This window comes from Arthrobacter sp. 1088 (genome assembly GCF_031455315.1).
Lineage (GTDB): Bacteria > Actinomycetota > Actinomycetes > Actinomycetales > Micrococcaceae > Arthrobacter.
On sequence record NZ_JAVDSM010000001.1, the window covers coordinates 39,812 to 64,470 of the forward strand.

At 62.0% G+C, this 24,659-nt stretch carries 23 protein-coding genes and 1 pseudogene; 17 read left to right on the forward strand and 7 right to left on the reverse strand.

From position 1 onward, the window contains the following. Positions 1 to 7 precede the first annotated feature (7 nt). Both nth and J2Y41_RS00175 read left to right on the forward strand, forming a co-directional pair. Positions 8 to 802: an endonuclease III gene (gene nth, locus J2Y41_RS00170; RefSeq protein WP_224088849.1), complete on the forward strand. Its 795-nt coding sequence runs from the start codon at positions 8 to 10 to the stop codon at positions 800 to 802. Next, entirely contained in the window at positions 799 to 1,476 is a 678-nt protein-coding gene (locus tag J2Y41_RS00175; protein ID WP_309925071.1) for a CoA pyrophosphatase, read from the forward strand. The genes nth and J2Y41_RS00175 overlap by 4 nt, the downstream gene beginning before the upstream one ends. A 21-nt stretch (positions 1,477 to 1,497) precedes the next feature. Here J2Y41_RS00175 and J2Y41_RS00180 read toward each other — a convergent pair whose 3' ends face one another. The 3 genes from J2Y41_RS00180 to J2Y41_RS00190 form a co-directional block, all read right to left on the reverse strand. Next, positions 1,498 to 1,698, reverse strand: a complete 201-nt coding sequence (locus J2Y41_RS00180) for a DUF1508 domain-containing protein (RefSeq protein WP_223934443.1) — start codon at positions 1,696 to 1,698, stop codon at positions 1,498 to 1,500. A gap of 232 nt (positions 1,699 to 1,930) precedes the next feature. Continuing rightward, positions 1,931 to 2,830 carry a CHAD domain-containing protein gene (locus tag J2Y41_RS00185; protein ID WP_309925075.1) on the reverse strand — a complete coding sequence of 300 codons (900 nt, stop codon included), beginning with the start codon at positions 2,828 to 2,830 and terminating at the stop codon, positions 1,931 to 1,933. A gap of 43 nt (positions 2,831 to 2,873) precedes the next feature. Continuing rightward, the gene (locus J2Y41_RS00190; protein WP_309925078.1) at positions 2,874 to 4,565 is read right to left on the reverse strand and encodes a bifunctional 3'-5' exonuclease/DNA polymerase; all 1,692 of its coding nucleotides are present in this window, start codon (positions 4,563 to 4,565) and stop codon (positions 2,874 to 2,876) included. Positions 4,566 to 4,689: 124 nt separating this feature from the next. Here J2Y41_RS00190 and ssd point away from each other — a divergent pair, with 124 nt between their 5' ends. The 7 genes and pseudogenes from ssd (at position 4,690) to J2Y41_RS00225 (ending at position 10,323) form a co-directional block, all read left to right on the forward strand. Further along, entirely contained in the window at positions 4,690 to 5,808 is a 1,119-nt protein-coding gene (ssd, locus tag J2Y41_RS00195) for a septum site-determining protein Ssd (protein ID WP_309925081.1), read from the forward strand. After that, positions 5,805 to 7,100: a TadA family conjugal transfer-associated ATPase gene (locus tag J2Y41_RS00200; RefSeq protein ID WP_309925082.1), complete on the forward strand. Its 1,296-nt coding sequence runs from the start codon at positions 5,805 to 5,807 to the stop codon at positions 7,098 to 7,100. Before ssd ends, J2Y41_RS00200 begins: the two co-directional genes overlap by 4 nt. 212 nt (positions 7,101 to 7,312) lie before the next feature. Further along, positions 7,313 to 7,912, forward strand: coding sequence for a hypothetical protein (locus J2Y41_RS00205; protein ID WP_309925084.1), 600 nt, complete (start codon positions 7,313 to 7,315; stop codon positions 7,910 to 7,912). After that, entirely contained in the window at positions 7,909 to 8,499 is a 591-nt protein-coding gene (locus tag J2Y41_RS00210) for a type II secretion system F family protein (RefSeq protein WP_309925086.1), read from the forward strand. Before J2Y41_RS00205 ends, J2Y41_RS00210 begins: the two co-directional genes overlap by 4 nt. A 650-nt stretch (positions 8,500 to 9,149) precedes the next feature. Next, positions 9,150 to 9,314: pseudogene (locus tag J2Y41_RS23070) on the forward strand (DUF4244 domain-containing protein); the annotation flags it as partial. Between the two features lie 161 nt (positions 9,315 to 9,475). Then, positions 9,476 to 9,931, forward strand: coding sequence for a TadE family type IV pilus minor pilin (locus J2Y41_RS00220; RefSeq protein WP_309925088.1), 456 nt, complete (start codon positions 9,476 to 9,478; stop codon positions 9,929 to 9,931). Between the two features lie 2 nt (positions 9,932 to 9,933). Beyond that, entirely contained in the window at positions 9,934 to 10,323 is a 390-nt protein-coding gene (locus J2Y41_RS00225) for an Rv3654c family TadE-like protein (RefSeq protein ID WP_309925974.1), read from the forward strand. Positions 10,324 to 10,390: 67 nt separating this feature from the next. Here J2Y41_RS00225 and J2Y41_RS00230 read toward each other — a convergent pair whose 3' ends face one another. Then, a complete protein-coding gene (locus J2Y41_RS00230; protein ID WP_309925090.1) occupies positions 10,391 to 12,733 on the reverse strand; it encodes a DEAD/DEAH box helicase in 2,343 nt (780 codons plus the stop codon). Positions 12,734 to 12,816: 83 nt separating this feature from the next. Continuing rightward, complete coding sequence (locus tag J2Y41_RS00235; protein WP_309925092.1) at positions 12,817 to 13,512, reverse strand: GNAT family N-acetyltransferase; 696 nt, start codon at positions 13,510 to 13,512, stop codon at positions 12,817 to 12,819. 170 nt (positions 13,513 to 13,682) lie between these two features. On the opposite strand from J2Y41_RS00235, the gene J2Y41_RS00240 reads away from it, so the two are divergent. Then, positions 13,683 to 14,579: a rhodanese-related sulfurtransferase gene (locus J2Y41_RS00240; protein ID WP_309925094.1), complete on the forward strand. Its 897-nt coding sequence runs from the start codon at positions 13,683 to 13,685 to the stop codon at positions 14,577 to 14,579. A 13-nt stretch (positions 14,580 to 14,592) separates the two neighbouring features. Here J2Y41_RS00240 and J2Y41_RS00245 read toward each other — a convergent pair whose 3' ends face one another. Then, a complete protein-coding gene (locus tag J2Y41_RS00245; RefSeq protein ID WP_224088834.1) occupies positions 14,593 to 15,126 on the reverse strand; it encodes a DUF6023 family protein in 534 nt (177 codons plus the stop codon). A gap of 51 nt (positions 15,127 to 15,177) precedes the next feature. Next, positions 15,178 to 15,621: a hypothetical protein gene (locus J2Y41_RS00250; RefSeq protein ID WP_309925097.1), complete on the reverse strand. Its 444-nt coding sequence runs from the start codon at positions 15,619 to 15,621 to the stop codon at positions 15,178 to 15,180. Between the two features lie 92 nt (positions 15,622 to 15,713). On the opposite strand from J2Y41_RS00250, the gene J2Y41_RS00255 reads away from it, so the two are divergent. From J2Y41_RS00255 to proC, 7 genes are all read left to right on the forward strand, one after another. Beyond that, positions 15,714 to 17,363: a methyltransferase gene (locus J2Y41_RS00255; protein ID WP_309925100.1), complete on the forward strand. Its 1,650-nt coding sequence runs from the start codon at positions 15,714 to 15,716 to the stop codon at positions 17,361 to 17,363. Beyond that, complete coding sequence (locus J2Y41_RS00260) at positions 17,360 to 18,070, forward strand: helix-turn-helix transcriptional regulator (RefSeq protein WP_224165300.1); 711 nt, start codon at positions 17,360 to 17,362, stop codon at positions 18,068 to 18,070. Before J2Y41_RS00255 ends, J2Y41_RS00260 begins: the two co-directional genes overlap by 4 nt. A gap of 113 nt (positions 18,071 to 18,183) precedes the next feature. After that, positions 18,184 to 20,907, forward strand: coding sequence for a type I DNA topoisomerase (gene topA, locus J2Y41_RS00265; RefSeq protein WP_309925102.1), 2,724 nt, complete (start codon positions 18,184 to 18,186; stop codon positions 20,905 to 20,907). A 181-nt stretch (positions 20,908 to 21,088) separates the two neighbouring features. Next, a complete protein-coding gene (locus J2Y41_RS00270; RefSeq protein ID WP_309925104.1) occupies positions 21,089 to 21,523 on the forward strand; it encodes an SseB family protein in 435 nt (144 codons plus the stop codon). Positions 21,524 to 21,612: 89 nt separating this feature from the next. Next, complete coding sequence (locus tag J2Y41_RS00275; RefSeq protein WP_224088825.1) at positions 21,613 to 22,734, forward strand: Ppx/GppA phosphatase family protein; 1,122 nt, start codon at positions 21,613 to 21,615, stop codon at positions 22,732 to 22,734. 1 nt (position 22,735) lies between these two features. Beyond that, positions 22,736 to 23,569 carry a sugar phosphate isomerase/epimerase gene (locus tag J2Y41_RS00280; protein ID WP_216927041.1) on the forward strand — a complete coding sequence of 278 codons (834 nt, stop codon included), beginning with the start codon at positions 22,736 to 22,738 and terminating at the stop codon, positions 23,567 to 23,569. Positions 23,570 to 23,827: 258 nt separating this feature from the next. After that, a complete protein-coding gene (gene proC, locus J2Y41_RS00285; protein ID WP_224088823.1) occupies positions 23,828 to 24,658 on the forward strand; it encodes a pyrroline-5-carboxylate reductase in 831 nt (276 codons plus the stop codon). The last annotated feature ends 1 nt before the right edge of the window (position 24,659 follow it).

A 24,659-nucleotide genomic window follows, 5' to 3' on the forward strand; every position in this document is an offset into this window, starting at 1 on the left:
CGACGCTGTGGCCATCGCTGAAGCTGGTTCCCTCCTCGCCCTGAAACGCCGGGCACGCAAGATCAACAGGATCCTGGCAGACAAATACCCTTATGCCCACGCGGAGCTGGATTTCCGGAACCCGTTCGAGCTTGTGGTGGCTACGGTCCTCTCAGCCCAGACTACGGACGTGCTGGTCAACCAGGTCACCAAGATCCTGTTTGCCCGCTACCCTGACGCCCGTGCCTTGGCGGAAGCGGACCCTGCTGAGCTGGAATCGATCCTGCAGCCCACTGGTTTCTTCAGGGCAAAGGCCAGGAACGTCCTGGCTCTTAGTACCCGTTTAGTGGACGAGTACGACGGCGAGGTTCCGGGTCGCCTTGAGGATCTGGTGACGCTTCCGGGCGTCGGGCGGAAAACAGCCAACGTGGTCCTCGGGAACGCCTTTGGTGTCCCCGGAATTACTGTTGATACGCACTTCGGGAGGCTGGCACGCCGTTTCGGGTGGACGGTATCCGATGATCCGGTGAAGATCGAATTCGACGTCGCTGAGCTCTTTGAACCACGCGACTGGACCATGCTTTCGCATCGCGTGGTCTTCCATGGCCGGAGAATATGCCACGCTAAGAAACCGGCCTGTGGAGCGTGTCCGGTCGCCAGTCTCTGTCCCAGCTATGGCGACGGCGAGACGGACCCTGTTAAGGCTGCAAAGTTGTTGAAGTACGAGCTCGCGCCCGGCAACGAGGCCCTGTTGGAGAAGTTGCTGGCCGAGACGCACAGGGCGGCGGAGATCCGGATGGAATCACAGAGGAGGCCCGGGTGACCGCGTTTGAGGACCTTGCCACGCTGGTAGCGCGCTTTGAAGCCGGCGAGCAGCAGCATTCTTCCCATTGGTCGCAGTTGCCCGTCACGCCGGAAACCAATCGCGCCGCAGCCGTGCTGATGCTCTTTGGTGTGCTGGACAACATCCCGGCAGAATCCGGACGCCCCTTTGCACCAGCGGACCTCGACGTCCTCCTGCTTGAACGGGCGCACACCCTGGACGACCATCCGGGCCAGGTAGCGTTTCCGGGCGGGAGCGTGGATCCGGAGGATGATTCCGTCGTGTCCGCCGCCTTGCGTGAGGCTGTGGAAGAGACCGGGTTGGACATCAGTGGCGTGAAGGTGCTGGGCGTCATCCCCGAGCTCGGGCTCATCCGCAGCAATTTCCGGGTGACACCCGTACTTGCCTGGTGGGACTCGCCATCACCCGTTCGCGTGGTCGATTACGCTGAGTCCGCCCAGGTGTTCCGGGTACCGGTTCGGGATCTCCTGGACCCCGTCAACCGGGTAACCGCCACTCTTTCCCGCTTCGGCCGGACTTTCAGGAGTCCGGGTTTTACGGTCAACGGCGTCGTGGTCTGGGGCTTTACCGGGATGGTACTCAGCGGTTTGTTCGACGAACTGGGATGGACGGTCCCCTGGGACCAGGAGAAGCTGTACGAGATCGAGCTTTAGCAGCTCCACCGCAGGCGCCGTTCAGGCCGCCCGTCGGTTCGCCGTCGAGCGGTCTACGATCAGCCCTGTTGCAGCGTTTTCACGCACTGCATTAATGCCGTCCACCACGCCTTTGAGATGTTTGAACGTTGGTGACTCCGCTACAACCGTTCCGTCCGCCGCTGTAAGGCGAAACCGGTACGAGCCATCGCTGTCTTTGAGAATTTCGAACCTGCCAGCCATTTTGTGCTGTCCCCCTTGATGCTTCCTTGCAACAGTCGTGGGCCGGTGTGCCGGTCCCACCTAGAGAACGTATCCAGAAGCCGGCGGGAAAGGAAGTTACTTGGCGGTACTGGTCATGGAATTGTCATGCACCATCACACTGCGGAATGTGACTGGCTTGTTCTGAGGCTGGCAGCTAATCTGGGCTGCTCTCTACTCCATCTACTCCGTCGACGGCGAACGGGGGGAATGATCAACTTGGCAGCATTCGGCGAGGCTCGGGGATAGGGGAGCTGTGCAATGCTGCCTGGAGGCTGGCCTCGGTCTCGACGAGCCGACGCAGTTCCATGCTTTGAAGGGCCTCGACATCCAGGGGCTCTACACCGGGCATTTCTGCGAGGCTTTTTATCCACGCCTGGCCACCCACGCTGTCGTGTTGTTCCCCGAGGAGACGCTGCAGGACCATCGATGGTTGGATGATCGCCGTGGCGCCCGCACCCAGGACATGGGCCACAGCCTCCACGGAATACCGCAATACTTTGATGTCCTTTCGCGCGCCGTGGAGCACTTCATTGCGTTCTGCTTCATCAGGATGCCCGCTGTCCGCTTCCAGGCTTCGTCGCGTACTGTCCAAGCTCTTTTGGACCGTCTCCCAACGCGGCTGCAGGAGTTCTGCCACCTCGAGGAGACTGGGATGGTTGTCAATCTCCCGTGCCGCCGAATGGGCCGTTCCAGGAAGCAGGGCTTGCCGGGTTGCCCGGACGATTCCCTGCCAACGCTTTCCGGTCCCGATGCGGGTAGCCATTTCGTTGCTGCCGGCCAGGAGCTGATTCACGGCTTCGTGGAGTGCTTCCGGCGACAACCAGGCTTCTGACGCGTCCAGCCATAGCGCCATCCGCTGGGACAGAACGTATGCGTCGCGGGCTTCGCCGAGCGAGCGCGCCAGCCACCGGACGTCCCGGCCCGTGGGCTCAGGGACGGCAGGGAGAACGGATTTGTAGCACGAAAGGACAGAACGGAGCCGCCGAAGGGCCAGCCGGGCGCCGTGGACGGCCTCCTGGTCAGCAGCGCCAACCAACGGCAAGCAGCCCTCCAGCTCAGCAAGTTGGAAAGCGATGTACGAATCCACGGAATCACGCACGTCCGAACCCACGTGGCCAGTTTCCCCCGGACAGCCGGGGCGGACAAGCAGGCGCCTACTTTGCTTTGTCGTAAGAATCGACGACGGCGACACTCACCGGGAATTCGACCGGAATCCGGCCGAACATCAGCTCTTTCGCTGCGTTTGCGGACTCCTCGATCGCCTGGATACAGGCTTCTACGGCTTCTTCCTGGGCATGGACCATCACTTCGTCGTGGAGGAAGAATACGAGTTCCCCTGAGGGTAAGCCTTCGGCATCCAAGGCCCGCAGCCGTCGTCGTAATTCCGCCAACCAGCAGGAAGCCCATTCCGCGGCCGAACCCTGGACCACGAAGTTTCGCGTGAAGCGGCCACGAGAGCGCGCCAGGTTGTCGGCCCGCCGCTGCTCCTCGGCCGTGGTGGACTGTTGGCTCCGCAACCAGCCCTGGGATGGGGGTGGGCTGCTTCGTCCCAAACGGGTGGTGACGGTCCTGCCCGCCTCGCCTTCCCTGGCTGCTTGCTCCACAAAGCCCACCGCTCGCGGATACGTCCGTGCCAGTTGCGGCATGAGCCTGCCCGATTCACCGGTGGTGGCGCCGTAAATGGCGCCGAGGAGCGCAACCTTAGCCTTGGACCGATCCCCGCCGAACCCTTGTGCTGCTATGCCTGCATAAAGGTCCTTGTCGCGTGCGGCCTCGGCCATTTTTGTGTCCTGGGCGAGCGCTACAAGGACGCGGGGTTCCAGTTGGGAGGCATCGGCGACGATGAGCTTGTGGCCAGGGTCCGCACGGACTGCGGCCCGGATATTTCGGGGAATCTGCAAGGCACCTCCGCCGCGTGAGGCCCATCTTCCGGACACCACGCCTCCCACCACGTACTCGGGATGGAACCGGCCATCCTGGACCCAGGCATCCAGCCAGGCCCAACCATTCGCCGTGTGCAGGCGGGAGAGCTTCTTGTACGCAAGCAGAGGCTGGATCGCAGGATGTTTGGACTCCTGAAGCTCCCATTGCCGGGTGCTTTTGACTTCGATTCCGTTCCGATGAAGGGCCCGCATAAGGTCCTGAGGGGAGTCCGGGTTCAGCCCTGGTGATGTGAGGATCTCCCGTAGCTCGTTGCACAGCATCTCAAGTGCCGGGGGCCTGTGGCCAAGTGGCGGACGAGGCCCCAGGACGTCGGCAAGGATTTGCTCGTGCACCTCTTCCCGCCATGGAACACCGGCGTGCTGCATTTCCACCGCAACGATTGCACAGGCGGACTCGGCCGCGAGCAGCAATTGCAGGCGTTGCTTTCGTTGGTCGTCTGCAGGGACCTGGGCGATCGCTTGCTGTTGCGCAGCAAACTGTTCCCGCAGTTCAGCCAGCCCCGGACTTTTGGACGTCGGGGTGAAGTCGTCAAAGAGTGCGCCTTGATCGGCGGGCGGGGGTGGGGGCTGCAGTGCCCGGGGCGGCGTTGAATCGTCGTCCTGCGTGAGCTTTTCTGCGTTCTTTGCGTAGTCTGTGTGCGCCGTGAAAGAGGAGTGCGCCAGGATAGCTCCGCAGAGAACGAGGTCGTGGCAGCGTTCCAGCTTCACGCCGTTCCTCAGGAGCTCCGGGTAGAAGTCCTGCGCGCGATGCCACACCCAGCGGGGCCGCTGGCTTTCCAGTTCACTAACGACGCCGGGCAACTCACCTCGCGTGACGACGCGGGGGTCGGTGGTGGCCTTCCCCGTGGGAGAGACTCTTTGTATGGCTGCGCCGTCCGGATGGGCGGCGAGCAGCAAATACATGGTTTCCATTCTGCCCTGTGGGAATACACCAACTGTTCCTCCACACCCCTTGTTTGGGCCGGTTTGTCCACATAGGGCGTTTGAGAGCTTATGTTCCAGGGTTCGACGCCGGGAAAGTGGCTTCATGAGCAAGCGACATCTTGGGCACAGACGGTCCGGCAACGAACTCCCGGGGCAGGCTGCGGACGATTCCTGGATGCCGGGGGAAGCTGCCGATATCCTCCTCGTCACCGGCGACGCCTATCTTCAGGAGGAGGCGCGAAGAATCGTCGCTGCCGCAGGTGGCAGCCTCCAGTTGGCTGCCGACGTCGGAGCGGCAATGCATGGCTGGGATGGTGCCGACGTAGTCCTGGTGGGCAGCGACATCCGCGAGTTGCCGCCTCGAAGACAGGCGCCCACTGTGTTACTGGGCAGGTCTGTTGAGGGCGATGGTTTGTGGCGGCTGGCTGCTGCCTTGGGCGCAGAGCGCGTAGCTGTCCTGCCCGAGGCCGCAAACTGGTTGGCCGAGTACTTGAGTGTGTCCGGTTCGCCGGAACCTGGCGGGTTCGTTGTCGGGATTGTGGGCGGCTGCGGCGGGGCTGGAGCCTCCACCACAGCAATTTGGCTTGCCCAGGCAGCGGCGGGCCACGGCGTCAGCACCATCCTGATGGACGGAGATCCCCGGGGCGGCGGCCTGGAACTGGCAATCACCGTTCAAGAGTTGGCTGGCCTGCGCTGGCCGGACTTCGCCGAAACGCGGGGAAGCATTGATCCTATCCAATTCAGGGACTCCCTGCCGGTGGCTGGCGGCTTCGCGTTCCTGTCCTGGCCGGGTACACGTGCAGCGTTCACAACACCGGATGCCGGTTCTGTGGCCGCTGTCATGGATGCCGCGCGACGTAGTTTCGAACTCGTAGTGGTGGACATTGGCCGAAGTGAGGACTGCCTGCGAACCTTTGCGTGGGACTGCGAGAGGATCCTTTTGATGACCACAGCCCACCTGAAACCGGCTGTTGCCGCGGCACGCATCCTCAACGAGTTGCCGCCCCTGGATACGGGATTGGTGGTCCGGGGTGGTGGCCCTTCTGCCGTTGATGCGCAACTCATTGCCGAATCGTTGGGACTGCCGCTGTTGGGGATTCTTCCGGAGATTCGAGGAGCAGCCGCAGGGACCGAACTCGGTCGGCTCCTTGATCTGGGGCGTCGCAAGTCCGTGAACCGGTTTGCCCGGGGCGTGCTGGAATTGAACGGCATGGTTGAATGACCCGTCAGGACAGAAGCGCGCAAACCTTCACCCGGACACCCTTCACCGCGGGCCGCCGGAGTCAGAGCCGTCGGTTGGACTCAGTCCTTCTTGAAACTGTCCGGGAGTCTGTCCTCTCGGGAAACGGGCCAGTAACACCCTCCACTGTTGCGGCCGCCGTACAGGCCAGCGGCAAACTGTTGGGTACCGCCGGAGCGCTGGAAGCCGCAGAATCCATCAATGCTGAATTGAATGGCCTGGGGCCCCTGCAGCAGCTTGCGCACGATCCCTCGGTCACAGACATCTTCGTCAATGGCCCGGAGTCCGTCTGGCTCGACCGGGGACGCGGCCTGGAACGGTCCCCGGTGCATTTCGATTCTGAACAGCAAGTCAGGGCGCTGGCCGCAAGGCTGGTCTCTGCAGGTGGTCGCCGGCTGGACGACGGCTCTCCCTGCGTAGATGTCAGGCTCAAAGGCGGCTATCGCGTGCATGCAGTTCTGGCGCCGATATCAACCGCGGGGACTCTGTTATCGATTCGAATTCGACGCGAAGAAACCTTCACAATGGCTGAACTGCGCGAAGGTGGCATGTTCGATCACCACATCGAGGCTCTACTCCGCGCGATTGTGGAACGGCGCCTGAGCTTCCTGGTCAGCGGTGCCACGGGATCAGGGAAGACCACACTCCTGTCTACCATGCTTGGGCTGTGCCACCCGTCCGAACGATTGGTATTGATCGAGGACGCCGCCGAACTCAACCCTGTCCACCCGCACGTACTCACCCTTGAATCCCGCCATGGAAACCTTGAGGGAGGTGGAGCGATGGATCTTGGCGAGTTGGTCCGTCAAGCCCTGCGTATGCGTCCGGACCGGCTCATTGTGGGGGAGTGCCGCGGCGCCGAAGTCCGCGAGTTGCTCACCGCGCTCAATACCGGTCATACAGGCGGTGGAGGAACGATCCACGCCAACACTGCGGAAGCAGTTCCGGCACGACTGACAGCCCTCGGTGCGCTCGCAGGGTTGAACGCCGAGGCCGTAAGGCTGCAGGTCTCAAGTGCATTGGACGTTGTGATTCATGTGGAACGGACGCCTTTGGGCAGGAAAGTAGGCTCGATCGGTCTGCTGAGTGACTCCTTGCATGGCCAACGAGTAGTGACTGCACTGCAATGGAGCCCCGAAGGCCTGGTGCATGGACCAGCGTGGGCGGAGCTGAGTTTACGGCTTGCTCCTGGACTATCCGGGGAGGCGGACTTATCTTTGCAGGGCCTGGCCGTCGGCTCGGACGTGCCCGCAGTGACGGGCCTGGACTTGTGATCCCCACCCTGGTTCTAGCACTGGCGCTGGCGGCATTGCTCCAGCTCAAGCCGCCCCAGGCAGGCAGTCGGCGAGTGCGGGCGAGACTCGCCAAGCCCCCACCCCTGAGCGGGACCGGTGTTCGGAAAGAGCACGCAACACCAGGAGCGGGCAAAAGGCCGTGGCGCCGGCTCTGGCGGACAAAGGTAGAACCCCTATCCCTGGTGGTGCTGGTGCAGCAGCTCGCTGCACTCCTGCGAGGAGGACGCGGACAATCGCAGCTTTGGGAAGAATTATGGCTCGTCCACGGCCCGGGACAGGGCTTGGAGGCCCAGACGAGGACTACAACCCACCGTCCGACCCCGGGAATCTCAGTGGAATCGGCCAGGGTGCTGGCTTCAGCGCGGGCAGCCTCAACCATTGGAAACTCCCCAGCAGAGGCCATTCGCAACACCTCCGCGAAGGTCTATCCCGGCCGGGGAAGCACAGAACGCCGCATCTGGATGGAATTGGCTGCATGCCTCGATGTAGCCGAAACCAGCGGCTGTCCACTCGCAGAGCTCCTCACCCGGTTCGCAGCACAGCTCGAGGCTGAGGAGGATTCTGAAGCAGCGCGTCAAACTGCCCTCGCTGGACCTAAAGCCACTGTGAGGCTGTTGTCCTGGCTCCCGGTCCTTGGCTTGGTACTGGGGATGGCCCTCGGAGTGGACCCGTTGGGAATCCTGCTGGGTAATATCCTCGGAGTGGCCACTCTGGTCAGTGGCCTTCTGCTGACCGTTGCAGGGCGTGTGTGGTCCTCCCGACTCGTCGCTTCAGCGGTCGGGGCGACATGATGCTGTCTGCGCTCGTGGCTGTACTGGCTCTGGCAGCGTTTGTGGGATTCGCCAGGCCTGCAGGGCTTCGAAACCGGATGTACGCTAGTTTGGCCGAGGACCCCAACTCCAAGGACGACCCCAGCCTTCAACCGGAGGCCGCCACTGCCGGGGACGGGCTTCGCGACACGGCGATGATGCTGGAACTCGTAGCTTCCATGCTGGATGCAGGTGCCGGAATCGGGCGGGCACTGGAACTGATTTCCCTTTGTGCCGCACCGAAAATCAGCCAGGATCTCCGTCCCGTCGTCGCTGCGCTGGCCATGGGGGCCGACTGGGAGGCTGCCTGGCGAAACCCTACGCGGCGTCAGCCCGAGGTAGCGCGCTTGAAGGATGCTCTGTCTTTCGCCGCATTGACCGGTGCGCCCTCGGCTTCCATTCTTTATGCCCAAGCAGCCAGGGAACGCCGCGAGCAATTCCGAGCAGCCGAGAAGCGAGCTGCCGCCCTGGGAGTGAAGCTTGTGGTTCCCCTGGGCCTTTGTTCCTTGCCGGCCTTCATTTGCCTGGGAATCGTGCCCGTCCTCATTGCCATGCTCCCGGCTGGATAAGGGAAGGGCATCAGCGCATGCGCGTCTCTTCCTCGACAGGCCTCTCTCTTCCTCCACAACCAGTCCCAGCGGGTCTTTATCCACTTGGATGAACCAGGGGCTTCAGGGGCGGCCCGAGTCAGGGAAGAGTCGATGTCACCCGGCAGACCTGCCGGATCATTTGAAAGGAACACACTATGGAAACTCCCTCGAGCACCCTCCCCGCCCGGCGCTCCGGGCGACGGAACGGTTCGCGTGCGCTGGCACCAACTCCGGCCGGTCTTGCATCGGTGGGAAATGGCAGCGGCCAGGATGAGGACCCACAATACAAGAGTGGCAACCGCGCGGGTGTGCAGTTCGGGATTGAACAGCGTGGGATTGACCAGCGTGGGATTGAACAGCGTGGGATGGAGCAGTTGGGGATGGAGCTGTTCAACCCAGTAGAACCTCACGGCCAGGCCGCAATCCCGCGGTTGGACAACCAACGGGTTGGGACAGCTTGGACCAGCAAGTGGACCAACTACCTGCGCTGGCGTACACCCAGCAGGATCCGCCGACGGGCCAGCTCGAAGCCGACCGCTGCCAGTCAGACCACTCTCAGCCAGACAAAACAGAACACTCTCAGCCAAACCATCCCCATGCGGACCCCTCTCAGGCAGACGACCCTCAGGCGAACCCCGCTCATGGGGTCCGAAGGCGGAATGGCGACGGCGGAATACGCCATAGCAACGCTAGCGGCCGTGGGGCTCGCTGGTTTGCTGGTGGTTATCCTTCGGAGCGAGGAAGTGCGGGGCTTCCTGCTCAACCTGGTTCGCACCGCGCTGTCCTTGCCATGACCTCGTTGGCGCCTCTCCCAATCAAGCTGGTGTCTCTCCCAATCAAGCTGGCGTCTCTCCCAATCAAGCTGCCGCGTCTCCCAATCAAGCTGTCGCGTCTCCCAATCAAGCCGGTGACTCTCCCAATCAAAATGCCCGCAAGACAGAAGCAACGTGGTGCCGTGACAGCTGAGTTCGCAGTCGCTCTGCCGGCGGTGATTTTGCTGTTCGCCTTCTTGTTGGCTGCCGGTGCAGCAGGGATAACGCAGCTGCGGTTGGAGGAGGCGGCCAGGGCCGGTGCTCGAAGCCTTGCGCGGGGTGAGAGTTCCGGCGAAGTGCAGGGCATCGTCAGGCGCTTGGCGGGCGAGGGAGCGGCTGTGGGGGTGGCAAGCGACGGCGATTGGGTGACTGTGACAGCCTCCGCAGCGGTAGGAGGTTCGCTGGGCTCACTGATCCCCTGGACGTTGTCGGCTTCGGCGTCTGCCCGCGGTGAAGCAGCTGGGGCAGCTGTTCGGAGCGACGCTAGCGACGTGCCGGTGGTCTCGGTGGTCGGTGCACCGCCACTGGCATCACCGCGGAACATGCCACCGGGGGATGCTGCCTCACGGGTTGCGGCGAACCCTTGGATTCCGTTGTGAGGGTGCGCTGCCTACCACTGCTGCGAACCCTCAAGGGGCGTCCTGTAGCGTCAAACCCCCAGCAAGGATCCGGCACAATTCTGGCTCTAACGCTGGGGTTTGTAGTCTTGGCGTTGCTTGCCGGGCTGCTGCTTCTTGCCCAAGCGGGGGTCATTGCGTCGCGGGCTGCGTCGGCAGCAGACCTGGCAGCACTCGCTGCGGCCGATGCTGCGCGTGGAATAGCCTCGGGTGATCCTTGTGCCGTGGCGGCCGGCGTGGCAGGACGGCAGGGGGCCACAGTGACAGCCTGCGACGTCGTCCGGGGCGAAGTGGTGGAGGTCGCCACCGAACTGGAACAACCGTTCCTCCTCGGCAGGGCTACAGGCAGGGCGCGGGCTGGGCCCCCTCCATAGGCAAGGGGCTGGGCCGCCTCCTTAGCCGAGCGGGCTGGGACTTCGTGTTGGTTGGGACTGCCCCAGGCTAGACCGCATCTTTCAAGAGGACATCCAGAAGTGTGATGGCGGCTGCCTTGTCCAGTGGGTTGTTCTTGTTGCCGCATTTTGGCGACTGCACACAGGACGGGCAGCCGGCGTCGCATTCGCACGCCTTGATGGCCTCCCGGGTGGCTGTAAGCCACACCTTGGCCTTCTCAAAGCCGCGCTCGGCAAAACCGGCGCCACCGGGGTGCCCGTCGTAGACGAAGATCGTTGGTACCCCAGTGTCAGCATGCAGTGCGGTGGAGACACCGCCAATGTCCCAACGGTCGCTGGACGCCACCAGCGGAAGGAGGCCGATCGCTGCGTGTTCCGCCGCATGCAGAGCGCCGGGGAACTGCGCTTCTACCAGACCGGCACCATGCAATGACCTGTTGTCCACAACGAACCACACCGCTTTGGTAAACAGATCCCTTGCCCCGAGATCGAGCGGCTCCTCGCCCAGGATCTCGTTAGATATCAATGCCTTGCGCTGGAAGGAAACCACTTGGGTTGTGACCTTGACGTCCCCAAAGTGTGCAGTGATGTCGCCCCACTGAACCGAACGCAAGGTTTCCAGGACTTCGATCTGCGTTACATCCCGGGCTGTGGTGTAGAAATCGGGGTTCACGCGCCTCACTATGACGCAGTGGTCGGCCTCGTTGAGTTCCTCCACCAGGTAACTGTCCCCCTGATGGACATAGATCGCTCCAGTGTGGGCCTGATAGTGCGTTTGCGGCGAGTCCATCGTGCCCAAAAGGGAACCTGTCCCGGCGTCGACGATGCTCACAGGTCCGCCACCGTCGGCCCGCAGATTTACCATCCCGGCTGCACTCTCCGGATGGGTCCAGAACCATCCGGCCGGGCGTTTGCGGAGATACCCCTGCACGACGAGCCGGTCAAGGAGGCTTTCCGCTGTGGGCCCGAAGAGTTCGAGCTCAGACGGACCTACGGGCAACTCCGCTGCTGCCGCGCACAGGTGAGGTCCCAGGACGTACGGGTTTCCCGGATCAAAGACTGTGGCCTCGACCGACACATCGAAGATGGCTTCCGGATGGTTCACAAGGTAAGTATCCAAGGGGTCGTCGCTTGCCACGAACGCCGCTATGGCATCCTGGCCAGCCCTTCCTGCGCGTCCAATCTGTTGGAAGAGCGAGGCCCTGGTCCCGGGCCAGCCAGCGACCAAAACCGCATCAAGCCCGGAGATATCGATGCCGAGTTCCAAGGCCGAGGTACTGGAAACCCCCAGCAGCTGTCCGGACCGCAACGCCTTTTCCAAGGCACGCCGTTCTTCAGGCAGGTAGCCCGAACGGTAGGCCGCCACGCGGCTGGGCAAGCTGGGATCCACCTCGTCCAGGAGCCGCTTGGTGATGGACGAAATCGATTCAGCACCGCGCCGGGACTTGATGAAGGCAATGGTCCGTACCCGCGAGGAAACAAGGTTTGCCAGGATATCGGCTGTTTCGGCCACGGCAGTCCGACGTTGCTTCGCTCCGTTTTCGCCCTTGACGTCTGTCAAAGCAGGCTCCCAGAACGCGACGGTTGTAGAGCCATGTGGAGAACAGTCTTCGGAAACTTCCCTCACTGGAGCACCGATGAGCCGTCCGAAGGAGACAGCGGGCTCGGAAGCAGTGGCAGAGGCGGCGATGAATACGGGCTCAGGGAAGGAGCTCCCGGCGCCGTAGTAGGTGCAGATCCGGCGAAGGCGCCTCATGAGGTTGGCTACATGCGAGCCGAAAACACCCCGGTAACTGTGCGCCTCATCCACGATCACATAGCGCAGCCTGCGGAAGAACCGCGCCCACCACGCGTGGTTGGGCAGAATGCCAAAGTGCAGCATGTCCGGGTTTGCCAGGATGAAATTGGCATGGTCGCGGATCCAACGGCGCGACGCGACATCGGTGTCGCCGTCGTATGTTTCTGCTCGAACCGTAGGGAGCTTCAGCGCACGGATGGCCGCCAATTGGTCCGCCGCCAGTGCCTTCGTGGGGGACAAATAAAGTGTCACGGCACCGTCGTCGTGAATCTTTCCGGGCTCGGACAATACCCGCAGCTCCGAGCGGTGGATCGCGTCCAGTGCGGGTAGTTGGTAGGCGAGCGATTTCCCTGAGGCGGTTCCCGTTGCGATCACCACATGCTGGCCCGCCTGGGCGAGGTTGGCGGCCTGGACCTGGTGTCGGTACGGTTCGTGGATGCCAAGGGAGCCGTAGGCCTGGACGATGTCCGGGTGCACCCATTCGGGCCACGGTTCGTTGACGGCCTTGCGGGCAGGGATGGTGTGGACATGGCGCAGCTGCTCCGGATCCGGGGTCCGGCCCAGCAGGGAGATCAGCGAATTTGGTGCAGCCACCAAATCATTCTGTCACTCTGCGGCGGCGCCTACGGCGGCACCCGAAGGGACCGGCGTCGACGAGGGCCGTTAAACAAGCGTTTTCACGCTACGGAAAGGTCCGAACCCTCACCGGTGCTCACTGACATCATCAGAACGTGGCACACAACGTCCCACCCCAGGTGGGAGTAGAGCTTCTGGCCGTCCAAGGATGCGAGGAGGAGGCCGTTTTGGACGTCGTGCTCAAAGGCCTGGGCGGCAAGGGCTTTCATGATGAAGCTACCCAGGCCACGCCGCTGAAAGGCAGGCTCAGTAACGATCTTGTCGAAGACTGCAGTGCCGTCTACCACGAACACCCGGCCGCTGGCAGCAACTTGCTCTCCCGAGTGGACCACCGCGTGGTGGACTCCGTTGGATTCTGAAGTAGCAAGTTCCAGGTCGTCATCCGGCAGCCAGGGATCCTCGGCGTCCTGGGTTTCCATGTCCACGATCATCATGGTCTGGGAGGCCGAGTTGACGTTCAACCCATGCTGTTCGGCCAAGTACTTATAACGCTGGACGTCATTGGTGAGTACCGTCAGAATCCGTGTCTCGGCTTCCGCGGTCTTCGCTGCGAGGGCGGCAAACTCTTCGTCGGACGGATCATGGGCGAAGTACTCCCAGTCACCGGTTTTATCGGCGCGCAGCGCGGCAGGGAAGCGTCCCTCTTGACGTGACTCGTAGCCCCGGCAGCCGGACCAGCCGGCCACCCAGACTTCCAAGAGGTGCGCGATGTCTTCAACCAAGGCGTCTGGACTCATGTAGAGAGACTATGCCAGCGCCCGGGGAAGCAACAGAGGCCGGTCAGGGGAAGAATCCGTGCTTATGAAATTGTGACTTCGGCGCTGGGAGCGTGTCAGGGTTCTCCGGGCCTTCAGTGCGTCCGTAAGCGTAGCGCAGCGGATTTTAGTACACCCAGTACCCTTTAATAGTGGCTTTGAACCGAATTGTGCTTTTCTATGGCTTTACCCCGATCCCCGACCCCGACGCCGTGCGTCTGTGGCAGCGTGCCCTCTGCGAGAAACTGGGGCTCACCGGCCGGATCCTGATCTCCAAGGACGGTATTAACGCCACGGTTGGTGGCGAGCTCAACAACATGAAGCAGTACGTGAAAACCACGCGCGAATACAAGGGCTTCCATGACATCGACTTCAAGTGGTCCGAGGGCGGGGCTGCCGATTTCCCACGCCTCAGCGTTAAGGTCCGCGACGAAATAGTTTCCTTCGGGGCTCCCGGTGAGCTGAAGGTCGACGAAAAGGGCGTGGTGGGCGGAGGCAAGCATCTCCAGCCTGAAGAACTTCACTCCCTGGTGGACGCAAAGAAGGCGGACGGGGAAGAGGTGGTGTTCTTCGACGGCCGCAACGCCTTCGAGGCGCAGATCGGCAAATTCAAGGACGCCATCGTTCCGGACGTCGCCACTACGCATGACTTCATCAAGGAACTCGAATCCGGCAAGTATGACGCCCTTAAGGACAAGCCCGTTGTCACTTACTGCACGGGCGGCATCCGCTGCGAGGTGCTCTCAAGCTTGATGGTCAATCGCGGTTTCAAAGAGGTGTACCAGCTCGATGGCGGCATTGTCCGCTATGGCGAAACCTTCAAGGACAAGGGCCTCTGGGAGGGGTCGCTCTACGTATTCGACAAACGGATGCATGTGGAGTTCAGCGACGAAGCCAAGACCATCGGCGAGTGCGTTCGCTGCGCCTCGCCCACCAACAAGTTCGAGAACTGCTCCAACCTGAGCTGCCGGACGCTGACTCTCTACTGTGCAGAATGTGCCTCAAGTCCTGAAACCCTTCGCTGCCCCGGAGGCTGCGAAGCCGCCTGAGCTCCAACCCCCTTCAGAGCCTGCTGACCCGATATGCAAAGTTCGCGTCGGATCGGGCGCCCACAGTGATGGCCAGGATGGCGTCCTTTTCCAACTGCACCACGCTCACCCGGGCATTGGCGCATCCCAAGGTCAGGTCAACCAAGTCCGTCTCGCCTACGCTGACTGCGAATGAAACGCGGCGGGTGCCGCGGCACGCCAGCGTCACCGCGTACGTTCCGCCGGGCAACTGCACGGTCTGCTCAGTTCTGGACTCACCGGAATTCAGGAAGCCGCTGCTCGAATAGAATGACTGCCCCTGCGATTCCGGCAAAGCCGCTTTGGCCCACTCTTTCAGGGCCTCACCTGTAACGGTTTGCTCCAGGGCTGGGTCGGGAGGAAGCACGACATTGCTGCCGGTAGTGTCTGTGGGGCTGGAATCCGCACGCCCGCCGTCGTCATAGGTGTACTCGCACGCCGTCAGCGCGCCACCCAGCACGAGCAAGAGCCCGACGGCGGCACTTGCCAGCCGTCTGGACACAACCGAGCCAGCCACCTTGCTGCCCATACGTTGACTTTACGCTGGCCTGGAAGCGCACCATAGTGCTGGCGCAAGGGGCTAATTAGCGGCGGGCACCAGCTGGTAAGCAAAAATCAGCGGGGCATCCACACTACTCGTGGAGATAGTGAGGGCGGCGGTGGCGGGGACTTTGATCTTCACCACTTCAAGGCTGCCGTTGCAGGCGGCTCCCGCATCGGCGATTTGCTTTCCACCGGAAGATACGGCGAAGAACACCTTTCCTCCTCCATCACAAGCCATCGTCAGTGTGTAATTCCCGGCGGGAACGCCCGGTGACTCCTTGACCAGCGGGTCCCGGTTCAGGATCTTGCCGGAATCCTCCAACGTCACGGTGCTGGCGGTGGGCAGGACTTTATCTTTCCACGCCGGCACATCGGCATGTTCGACGCTGACCGGACCCTGGCAGGCTGAGGCCGCCAGGAGCGTCCCAGCAGCAATGACAACAAGGCCTGCGCGGCGCCTTGTGGAGGAATGGTTGAGCATGCTTCCACGCTACCGGGTCCCCAAACAAGGTTTTGTCCACATAGCCCAAACCGGAAACGTCTCCCATGAAGCGGCGCCCATAGACTTGCAATGTGACTCAAACCCCCGAAATATTTACCGCTGGCAATACTGACGACGCCCCGCGCAGCGACCACCCTGAGCTCCTTGCGTCGCTGGCCTCAGACCTTCGCGCCATCTCATACACGGTCGACGGCGTTGCGGAACTACTGGGGGAATCCGCCTATGCCGCATTGAACAGGGACCAAATCATTCCAGCGTTGTTGGTGAGTGAACGCATGTCCAAGAGCGGCGTGGAAAGCACCCGGGCGCTGTCCGTCATAGTGCGGCTGTGGTTGCTTGCTGTCCCACAGCCGCAGTCCGATATTGACCTTGCACTCCCCGGCGTGGGCGCCCAAGGACTCGCCCGGCTTGGACTTATCACCCTGGACGCCGGTGTTGCCACGGCCAAGGTGGATCTACGTCCCTATGGCTGGGAGGCCAATGCGGACGGCAGCGGGGGAGCGGAGCTTTGGGTAGCCAGTGATCTCGCTGCCCACCAACAAGCCGGGGTCCTAAGGCACGACCACGTGCTGGGGATAGGACGGGCATCAACAACCCTTGTCCAGACAACCATCAGGCAGCACACGCACCGTGCGCTGGACCTCGGGACAGGCTGCGGCATCCAGACGTTCCATTTGTTGCATCACTGCGAACATGTCACGGCAACGGACATCTCCGGGAGGGCGCTCGCCTTCACCCGTTTCAATCTGCTCCTTAACGCTCAGGAACTGGACCTGGATCCGAACAACCTCGAAGCCCGCGTCAGCCTGCGCCTGGGCTCGCTCCTGGAACCCGTGGCGGGGGAACGTTTCGGGCTCGTCGTCTCCAACCCGCCCTTCGTCATTACCCCGCGCAGCGCCGGTGAATCCTTGGCTGATCAATTTACATACCGCGACGGCGGCCTGCCCGGCGATGAGATCGTCGCCTCGTTGGCGCGGACCCTGGCAGGCGTCCTTGAACCCGGCGGCACAGCCCAAATGCTCGGCAACTGGGAGATCCACACAGGGACACCATGGCATGACAGGCCTTCCTCATGGCTGAAAGGTTCAGGCCTGGACGTTTGGTTCATTCAACGTGAGCAGCTGAGCCCGGAGCAGTACGCAGAGACCTGGCTGCAGGACGCTTCGGAGAACCGGGACCGCACTCACTATCAGCAGTCATACGCCGCGTACCTCGAGGACTTCGCATCGAGGGATGTTGAAGGAATCGGCTTTGGCATGATCTGGCTACGCCGCCCACAAACTTCAAACGAAGCACGCATCAGCCGGTTTGAGGAGATTACTTACCCCATTGAGCAACCTATCGGTCCCCATCTGGGCGCGGCCGTGGAACGCGCGGACTGGCTCGCTGGCAGTACTTTGCCGGAAGTACACCTTGTGGTGGCCGAGGACGTCACCGAAGAACGCCATCAGCGTCCCGGGGCGGTGCATCCAGGCGTGATCCTCCTCCGGCAAGGGGCCGGCCTTCGTCGAACAAACCTGCTCAGCACGGAGCTGGCGGGCTTTGTTTCTGCTTGTGATGGCCAATTATCCGTACGGCAGATTGCCGGAGCCTTGGAAGCACTCCTGGGCGGCGCGGACGACTTCGATTCAGGGTCCTTCCAAGAAGGGCTTCTTGCCGAAGTACGGAATCTCGTCCTGGACGGGTTCCTCCTCCCGGATACGCAAGAGGCGTCCGTATGAACAGTGCACGGCCGCCGCGCCCGCTCGGTAGCAAGTCCTCAGTTAGTGACCCTGCTTACACTGATGAAGTGATTGCGAACAACCAGACATCCCAGGCGTCGGGCGATGCCCCTCGGCGAAAGAGGGCCGAGAAAACGGTTGAGATAACCGATCCCAAGGCTATCCGTGCATTGGCGCACGCCGCCCGCCTGGAGGTCATCTCCGAGCTCTACGCAACACAGGTAAGCCACACAGCCACTGAGCTCGCTGCCCGCACCGGCCTGACGCCCAGTGCCATGAGCTACCACCTCCGCGCGCTCCAGAAATGGGGGATCGTTGCCCCGGCCGAAAATGCCGGCGACGCAAGGGAACGCCGTTGGAAGGCTGCTGGAACTGACTTCAGGATTTCAGGCGGCAGCGTGGCCAGCCCGGAGATCGCAGTGGTCGATCTTGAGCTGGATGCCTTCCGGCGCAGGGCGTCCGCTTTTGCCAAGGCCCGCGGAGAACGCCGGCAACGTGGCGAAGCGGCGGACGAACCGGCGTCGGTGGTGCTGGCGAGCAATTTGCTGTACTTGACCAACCAGCAGCGCAAAGAGCTTTCCGAACGGATCAGGGAGGTCCTGCGGGAGTACGAACTGGACGACCCCACCCGGATTCCACAAGGTGCCGAGCGTGTTGCTACTCTGTGGTCAATGATCCCGGATGACCGCATGGCACCTGGGCACTAGGGGTCCGGCCAGCCCCTCGGATTTCCACGCCGGAACGCAGGATTCTGCAATCTATGGTGAACTAGGCCAATATGGGCACCAGCCCAATTACACATTTTTTCTGTAGGAGCACCGTGCCCAGCAAGGCAAAAACCGGCAAGAAACTCGTGATCGTGGAGTCTCCGGCCAAGAGCAAGACCATCGCCAAGTATCTTGGCGAGGGCTTCATCGTCGAGGCTTCCATCGGCCATATCCGGGATCTCCCGCAGCCATCGGACCTCCCTGCAGAACTGAAGAAGACCTCGCTGGGCAAGTTCGCCGTCGACATCGAAAACGACTTCAAGCCGTACTACGTCGTATCCCCGGACAAGAAGAAAAAGGTCGCCGAGCTCAAGGCCCAGCTGAAAGACGCTGACGCGCTCTATCTCGCAACCGATGGGGACCGCGAGGGCGAAGCCATCGCGTGGCACCTCCTTGAGGTCCTTAAACCCAAAGTTCCCGTGTATCGCATGACTTTTGGCGAAATCACCAAGGAAGCTATTCACCGTGCCATGGATAACCTTCGGGACGTCGATACCGCACTGGTCGATGCCCAGGAGACCCGGCGTATTCTGGACAGGCTCTATGGCTACGAAATCTCACCGGTTCTGTGGCGCAAGGTCGCCAGGGGGCTCTCTGCAGGACGTGTGCAGTCCGTGGTTACCCGCATGGTGGTTGACCGCGAACGCGAACGTATGGCTTTCCGGGCCGCTTCCTACTGGGACCTGACCGGCCAGTTCGGAGCCGACTCGGGATCCTTCAAGGCGAAGCTTGCTGCGGTGGACGGTTCCAAGGTCGCCAGTGGTCGTGACTTTAATGACAATGGCCAGCTCACATCCTCCAACGTGGTGCACCTGAACGAGGAACTTGCCACGTCCTTGGCCGCAGGCCTGCAGAACGCCGATTTCCGCGTTCGTTCTGTAGACACCAAGCCGTACACACGCCGTCCTGCCGCACCGTTCACCACCTCCACGCTGCAGCAGGAAGCCGGCCGAAAGCTCAGGTTCTCCTCGAAGAGCACCATGCAGGTCGCCCAGCGCCTGTACGAAAACGGCTACATCACTTATATGCGTACCGACTCCTCGGCTTTGAGCGATGAAGCTGTCACAGCAGCCCGGCGCCAGGCCGCGGAGCTCTACGGCCCCGAGTACGTGCCCCAAAGCCCGCGCGTCTACGCCAACAAAGCTGCAAATGCCCAGGAGGCCCACGAAGCCATCCGCCCCGCCGGTGACTCGTTCCGAACTCCCGCCCAGGTGGCCAAGCAGCTCAGCGGAGACGAATTCCGTTTGTACGAGCTCATTTGGAAGCGCACGGTAGCGTCCCAGATGGCTGATGCCAAGGGCTCCACAGCCACCATCCGGCTGGGTGCCGTAGCAGCTGACGGGCGCGACGCTGAATTCTCGGCCTCCGGTACCGTCATCACCTTTCCCGGCTTCCTCGCCGCCTATGAGGAAGGCAAGGACGAGAGCCGCGGAGATGAAGACTCCGATGAAGCGCGCCGGCTGCCCAACGTGGCCAAGGATGACTCCCTGCAGGCCTCGGACATCGTCGCAGTTGGGCACGAAACCTCACCGCCTCCCCGCTACACCGAAGCGTCGCTGACTGCTGAGCTGGAAAAGAGGGGCATCGGCCGTCCGTCGACCTATGCCTCCACGATTTCCACCATCCAGGACCGTGGTTATGTCCGCAAACAAGGTTCTGCCCTGGTCCCCAGCTGGATCGCTTTCTCGGTGATTCGCTTGCTTGAGCAGCACTTCACGGATTACGTCGACTACGAGTTCACCGCTGACATGGAAGGCGATCTGGACAAGATCGCCAACGGCCAAGCCGTGGGCGCAGCGTGGCTGAAGCACTTCTACTATGGGGAAGACGCTGATCCCGGGCTGTTGAGCATCGTGAACAACCTCGGCGAGATTGACGCCCGCGAGATCAACTCCGTGCCCATAGCCGAGGGCATCACCTTGCGTGTGGGTAAGTTCGGTCCGTACCTGGAAAGCAGCATTCCCACCGTTGATGAGAAGACCGGTGAAGTGGTGGAGTCCGCACGGGCCAACGTCCCGGAGGAACTCGCACCGGATGAGTTGACAGCCGCCAAGGCAATCGAGCTCATGGAAACTGCAGCTCCTGAGGAACGTGTCCTGGGAACCGATCCACACACGGGCCATACCGTGGTTGCCAAGAACGGCCGTTACGGCGCCTACGTCACCGAGATCATTCCCGAGATGACCGAGGAACAGCTGGCAAACCAGCCCGTTGAGTACTACAAGAACGGCAAGCCCAAGCCTCCAAAGAAGCCGGTGAAAGCCAAGCCACGCACAGGTTCGCTGTTCAAGTCCATGACCGTGGACAGCGTCACCCTGGATGAGGCCCTGCAGCTCATGAGCCTGCCCCGGGTGCTGGGCGAGGACGCTGAAGGAAATGTCATCACCGTCCAGAACGGCCGGTTCGGACCTTACCTGAAGAAGGGTACGGACTCCCGTTCAATCGGCTCCGAAGAAGAAATCTTCACCATCACCCTGGAACAGGCCTTGGAGATCTACTCCCAGCCCAAGCAGCGTGGTGCCCGGGCCGCCGTGCCGCCGCTGGCCGAGTTCGGCCCGGACCCCGTGTCGGAGAAGAACATTGTCGTGAAGGAGGGCCGATTCGGTCCATACATCACCGATGGCGTCACGAACATCACGGTTCCGCGCTCAACGTCCCTTGAGGAACTGACCCGGGAACGCGCCGTCGAACTTCTTGCCGAGAAGCGGGCCAAGGGTCCCGTCAAGCGGACGACTACGCGCAAGGCGCCAGTCAGGAAAGCCGCCGCCAAAAAGTAGCCAGCCAAAAGTAGCCCAGCCAAAAGCAGGCGCGCCAACAAGTAGCCCGGCCAACAAGCAGCCCGGCCAAAAGCAGCCGGGCCACGAGCGGCCGGCGTCAAGGTGACGCCTCAATAAGACAGGGTGCGGTCCGGGAAGCCATCGAATTGCGTCCCGGACGGCATCGTGGTCGAGTAGAACCATGACTGAACAGACGGCTTCACCGGACAACGGACCCTTGAACGACCTCGAAGCGAAGCTCGCCTTGGCTGAACAGCCGGACGCCAACCCGGTAGACGTCATCCTTGCTTTCCTGAACAACGAGGTCTACCTCATCAGTTCCGAAGCAGTGGATGGACCGGACTCTGCCGTAGAGCCATTGGTCCTTTCGAACGCTGATGGACAGCCTGTTCTCGCGGTGTTCAGCCACCCGAGCCGTGTGGATGAGCGCTTCCTGGAAGCGGCCCCGCACGTTCTGGGCACCATGGGTTCGGCGATCCTCGGCAACATCGGCGACGAACTGGGCATGGTCATCAACCCCGGAAGCGAATATGGCTTCGAAATCGATCCTGAGGGGATCGCCAACATCCGCCGCGACTTCAAACGGGCAGACGAGGCAGGGGAGCCAACGGAATAGCTGGCATCCTGGGCACGGGAGGTCTGCCTGGCAGCGAAACGTGGCCGCCAAGTTGCTTCCCCGGCTTCGAATCAGTGAATAATGGCAGAATGCGTCTTGGCGTTCTCGATATCGGTTCAAACACCGTCCACCTGCTGCTCGTGGACGCCCATCCCGGTGCCCGCCCAGTGGCTTTTGCCTCCCACAAACGGCCACTCTCCCTGGTGCAATACCTCGACGGCGATGGCAACATCAACGATGCCGGCCAGACTGAGCTGATTGAGTTCGTCCTGGAGGCGTGGGAATTCGCAGCACGCCACAAGGCCGAGGATTTGCTCGCGTTTTGTACCTCGGCAATCCGTGAGGCAACCAACGGCGCCGAGGTCCTGGCCCGGGTGAAACACGAGACCACGGTGACTCTCCAGGAGCTCACGGGCAGCGAAGAAGCGTCCATGACTTTCTTTGCCGTTCGTCGTTGGTACGGCTGGGGCGCCGGTCCGATCCTGGATCTGGACATTGGCGGAGGATCCTTCGAAATGGCCTACGGCACGGACGAACTCCCGGAATTCGCTACCTCCGTTCCGTTGGGGGCCAGCAGGCTGACGCGGGATTGGCTCCATGATGATCCCCCCAGCGCCAAGAGCGTCAAGGAGCTGAGGCGGTACATCCGCTCTACCCTCAAGCCTGTTGTCCGCAATTTCCACGAGCTTGGCCGGGCCAACCTGGTGGCGGGTACCTCCAAGACGTTCCGCTCCCTTGCGCGGATCGCTGGTGCTGCCCCCAGCGCGGCCGGTCCGTATGTGAAACGGGAACTCCACGCCGCCGATCTTGGCTTGTGGGCCCAGCGCATATCCGCCATGAAAGTTGAGGACCGGTTGTATCTCCCGGGCGTTTCAGATGCGCGCGCCCGACAATTGTTGGCCGGGGCTTTGGTGGCGGAGGCCGCGTTGGAGCTCTTTGAATTCCCTAAGATGGAAATCTGTCCGTGGGCTTTGCGGGAAGGGCTGATCCTTCGACGCCTGGACCAGTTGGTCTTCGATGATGCCGTGGATCCCGCGCCTCACGTCGGGAAGCGCAAGAAGGACAAGTCCAAGAAAAAAGCAGCCAAGGAAGGCGACAAGACGACGGACAACGACGAGCCCCAGCACACGTTTGAGGAGTTCCCTGTGCCCGTGAACAACCCTGCCCCTGCACCAATTCCGGCCCCCGTGGCAGGCGGGCTGGCTTCCTGAGATGAGCACCGACGTCGAGCCCGTTGCAAATAACCGCCACATCCCGGTGGCACTGTCCAGTGCCTCCGTCTATCCGCTGAGCGTCCATGATGCTTTCGCGGTTGCCCAGGACCTTGGTTATGAAGGTGTTGAGGTCATGGTCACCAACAACGCCGTGAGCCAGAATCCGGACGCCCTCATCCAGTTGAGCCATCGTTACCACCAGCAGATCGTCTCTATTCACGCGCCCACGCTGCTGCTCACCCAGCAGGTCTGGGGAGCCGCATGGAACAAGATCGAGAAGTCCTGCCAGATGGCCAGGGAGGTCGGCTGCGACACCGTGGTGGTCCATCCACCGTTCCGCTGGCAGTCGAATTACGCCGAGAACTTCGCCGCGGGCGTTCGGGAAATCGCTGCGATGTACCAGGTGCACATCGCAGTGGAGAACATGTACCCGTGGCGCGTCCGTGGACGGGAGGCTGTTGCCTACCTGCCGCACTGGGATCCCTTGGGACAGGATTACGACGACGTCACCTGGGACTTCTCGCATGCGGCAACTGCGGGGGCAAACAGTTTGGAAGCCATCCAGGCACTAGGCAGCAAACTCCGCCACGTTCACCTCACGGATGGTTCAGGTTCCGGGAAAGACGAGCACCTGGTGCCGGGCACGGGGACGCAGCAGTGCGCCGATGCCCTCCAACACCTTGCTTCCAACGGTTTCAGTGGCGTTGTGGTGGCGGAGATTTCAACCCGCAAGGCCAAGGTGGCTGGTGAGCGTGAAGAAATGTTGGCTGAAACGCTTCGTTTCGCGCGTCAGCACCTCAGCATCCCGCTGGTGCGGTCGCACGATAATTAGTAGCCAACTCGGTAATTGGAAGCCAACGCCATTAAAAGCGAAAGCACCGGCGGCCGAATCGGGAAATGGGGGAAAACCCGCCCCGGCCACCGGTGCTGTTGGCGGGCATCCCCATGCCCGCCTCATCACTCGCACCCTCAATGAGGTAACTACTAAGTTACGGACCAAGGTTGGGTGCTGCCTGCAATATTCTTGGGAACAAGCTGTGAATCCGGACAGCGTTCGACCCCTCCATGGGCAAACTGCCATGATGGTGCAATGAGCAACCGAATCGCATTCCTTGGCTGTGGATCCATGAACGAGGCAATTCTGGCCGGTCTCCTTGCCGCCGGGGCTGACCCATCCGATGTCGTCGCCACTGTCCGACGTGCCGAGCGCGCAGAAGAGCTTGCGCAGCGGTACGGCGTTATGGCGATCGCCGGCGAGGAAGAGCCTGACAACAACAAGCTCGCCGCCAAGGGTTCCGGCATAGTCATCCTTGGCGTCAAACCAGTTGGCATTACAGACCTTGCCCGGGAAATCAGCCCGGCACTCGCGAAGGACACCGTTGTTGTGAGCGTGGCTGCTGCGGTTTCCATCGCGCAGCTTGAGGCCGCCCTCCCGGAGGGGCAGCCGGTGATCCGCACCATGCCGAACACACCCGCAAAGCTGGGTCGCGGCGTCGTGTCCGTTTCGCCCGGAACGCACTGCACGCCGGAACAGCTGGAGAAGGTGAAGGCAGCGCTGGCAGGAGCCGGCAAGGTTGTGGAGGTGCCCGAGGAACAGGTGGACGCCTTGTCCGCCATCAGTGGATCCGGCCCCGCCTACGCGTTCTATTTGGCTGAGGCCATGGCCGCTGCGGGTGTTGAATTGGGGCTGGACGCCGAACTGTCCGTCATGCTGGCCCGCGAAACAGTGGCGGGCGCCGGTTTCATGCTGGCGGAACCAGGTGCGGACCCCACTGCACTTCGCGTTGCCGTAACCAGTCCCAACGGCACCACCGAGCGGGCTATCGCAGCATTCGACGACGGCGGGATCCCCCGGATCATCGCTGAGGGAGCCCGTGCGGCTGCCAATCGCGCAGCCGAGATCACAAAACAGCTGGGCTAAC

Coding starts and splice junctions, on each gene's coding strand:
- J2Y41_RS00245 (WP_224088834.1), bottom strand. CDS start 15,126: ATGGGCAGCAAGGTGGCTGGCTCGGTTGTGTCCAGACGGCTGGCAAGT.
- proC (WP_224088823.1), top strand. CDS start 23,828: ATGAGCAACCGAATCGCATTCCTTGGCTGTGGATCCATGAACGAGGCA.
- J2Y41_RS00270 (WP_309925104.1), top strand. CDS start 21,089: ATGACTGAACAGACGGCTTCACCGGACAACGGACCCTTGAACGACCTC.
- J2Y41_RS00275 (WP_224088825.1), top strand. CDS start 21,613: ATGCGTCTTGGCGTTCTCGATATCGGTTCAAACACCGTCCACCTGCTG.
- J2Y41_RS00190 (WP_309925078.1), bottom strand. CDS start 4,565: ATGTATTTGCTGCTCGCCGCCCATCCGGACGGCGCAGCCATACAAAGA.
- J2Y41_RS00210 (WP_309925086.1), top strand. CDS start 7,909: ATGATGCTGTCTGCGCTCGTGGCTGTACTGGCTCTGGCAGCGTTTGTG.
- J2Y41_RS00250 (WP_309925097.1), bottom strand. CDS start 15,621: ATGCTCAACCATTCCTCCACAAGGCGCCGCGCAGGCCTTGTTGTCATT.
- J2Y41_RS00180 (WP_223934443.1), bottom strand. CDS start 1,698: ATGGCTGGCAGGTTCGAAATTCTCAAAGACAGCGATGGCTCGTACCGG.
- J2Y41_RS00280 (WP_216927041.1), top strand. CDS start 22,736: ATGAGCACCGACGTCGAGCCCGTTGCAAATAACCGCCACATCCCGGTG.
- J2Y41_RS00200 (WP_309925082.1), top strand. CDS start 5,805: ATGACCCGTCAGGACAGAAGCGCGCAAACCTTCACCCGGACACCCTTC.
- J2Y41_RS00260 (WP_224165300.1), top strand. CDS start 17,360: ATGAACAGTGCACGGCCGCCGCGCCCGCTCGGTAGCAAGTCCTCAGTT.
- ssd (WP_309925081.1), top strand. CDS start 4,690: ATGAGCAAGCGACATCTTGGGCACAGACGGTCCGGCAACGAACTCCCG.
- J2Y41_RS00235 (WP_309925092.1), bottom strand. CDS start 13,512: ATGAGTCCAGACGCCTTGGTTGAAGACATCGCGCACCTCTTGGAAGTC.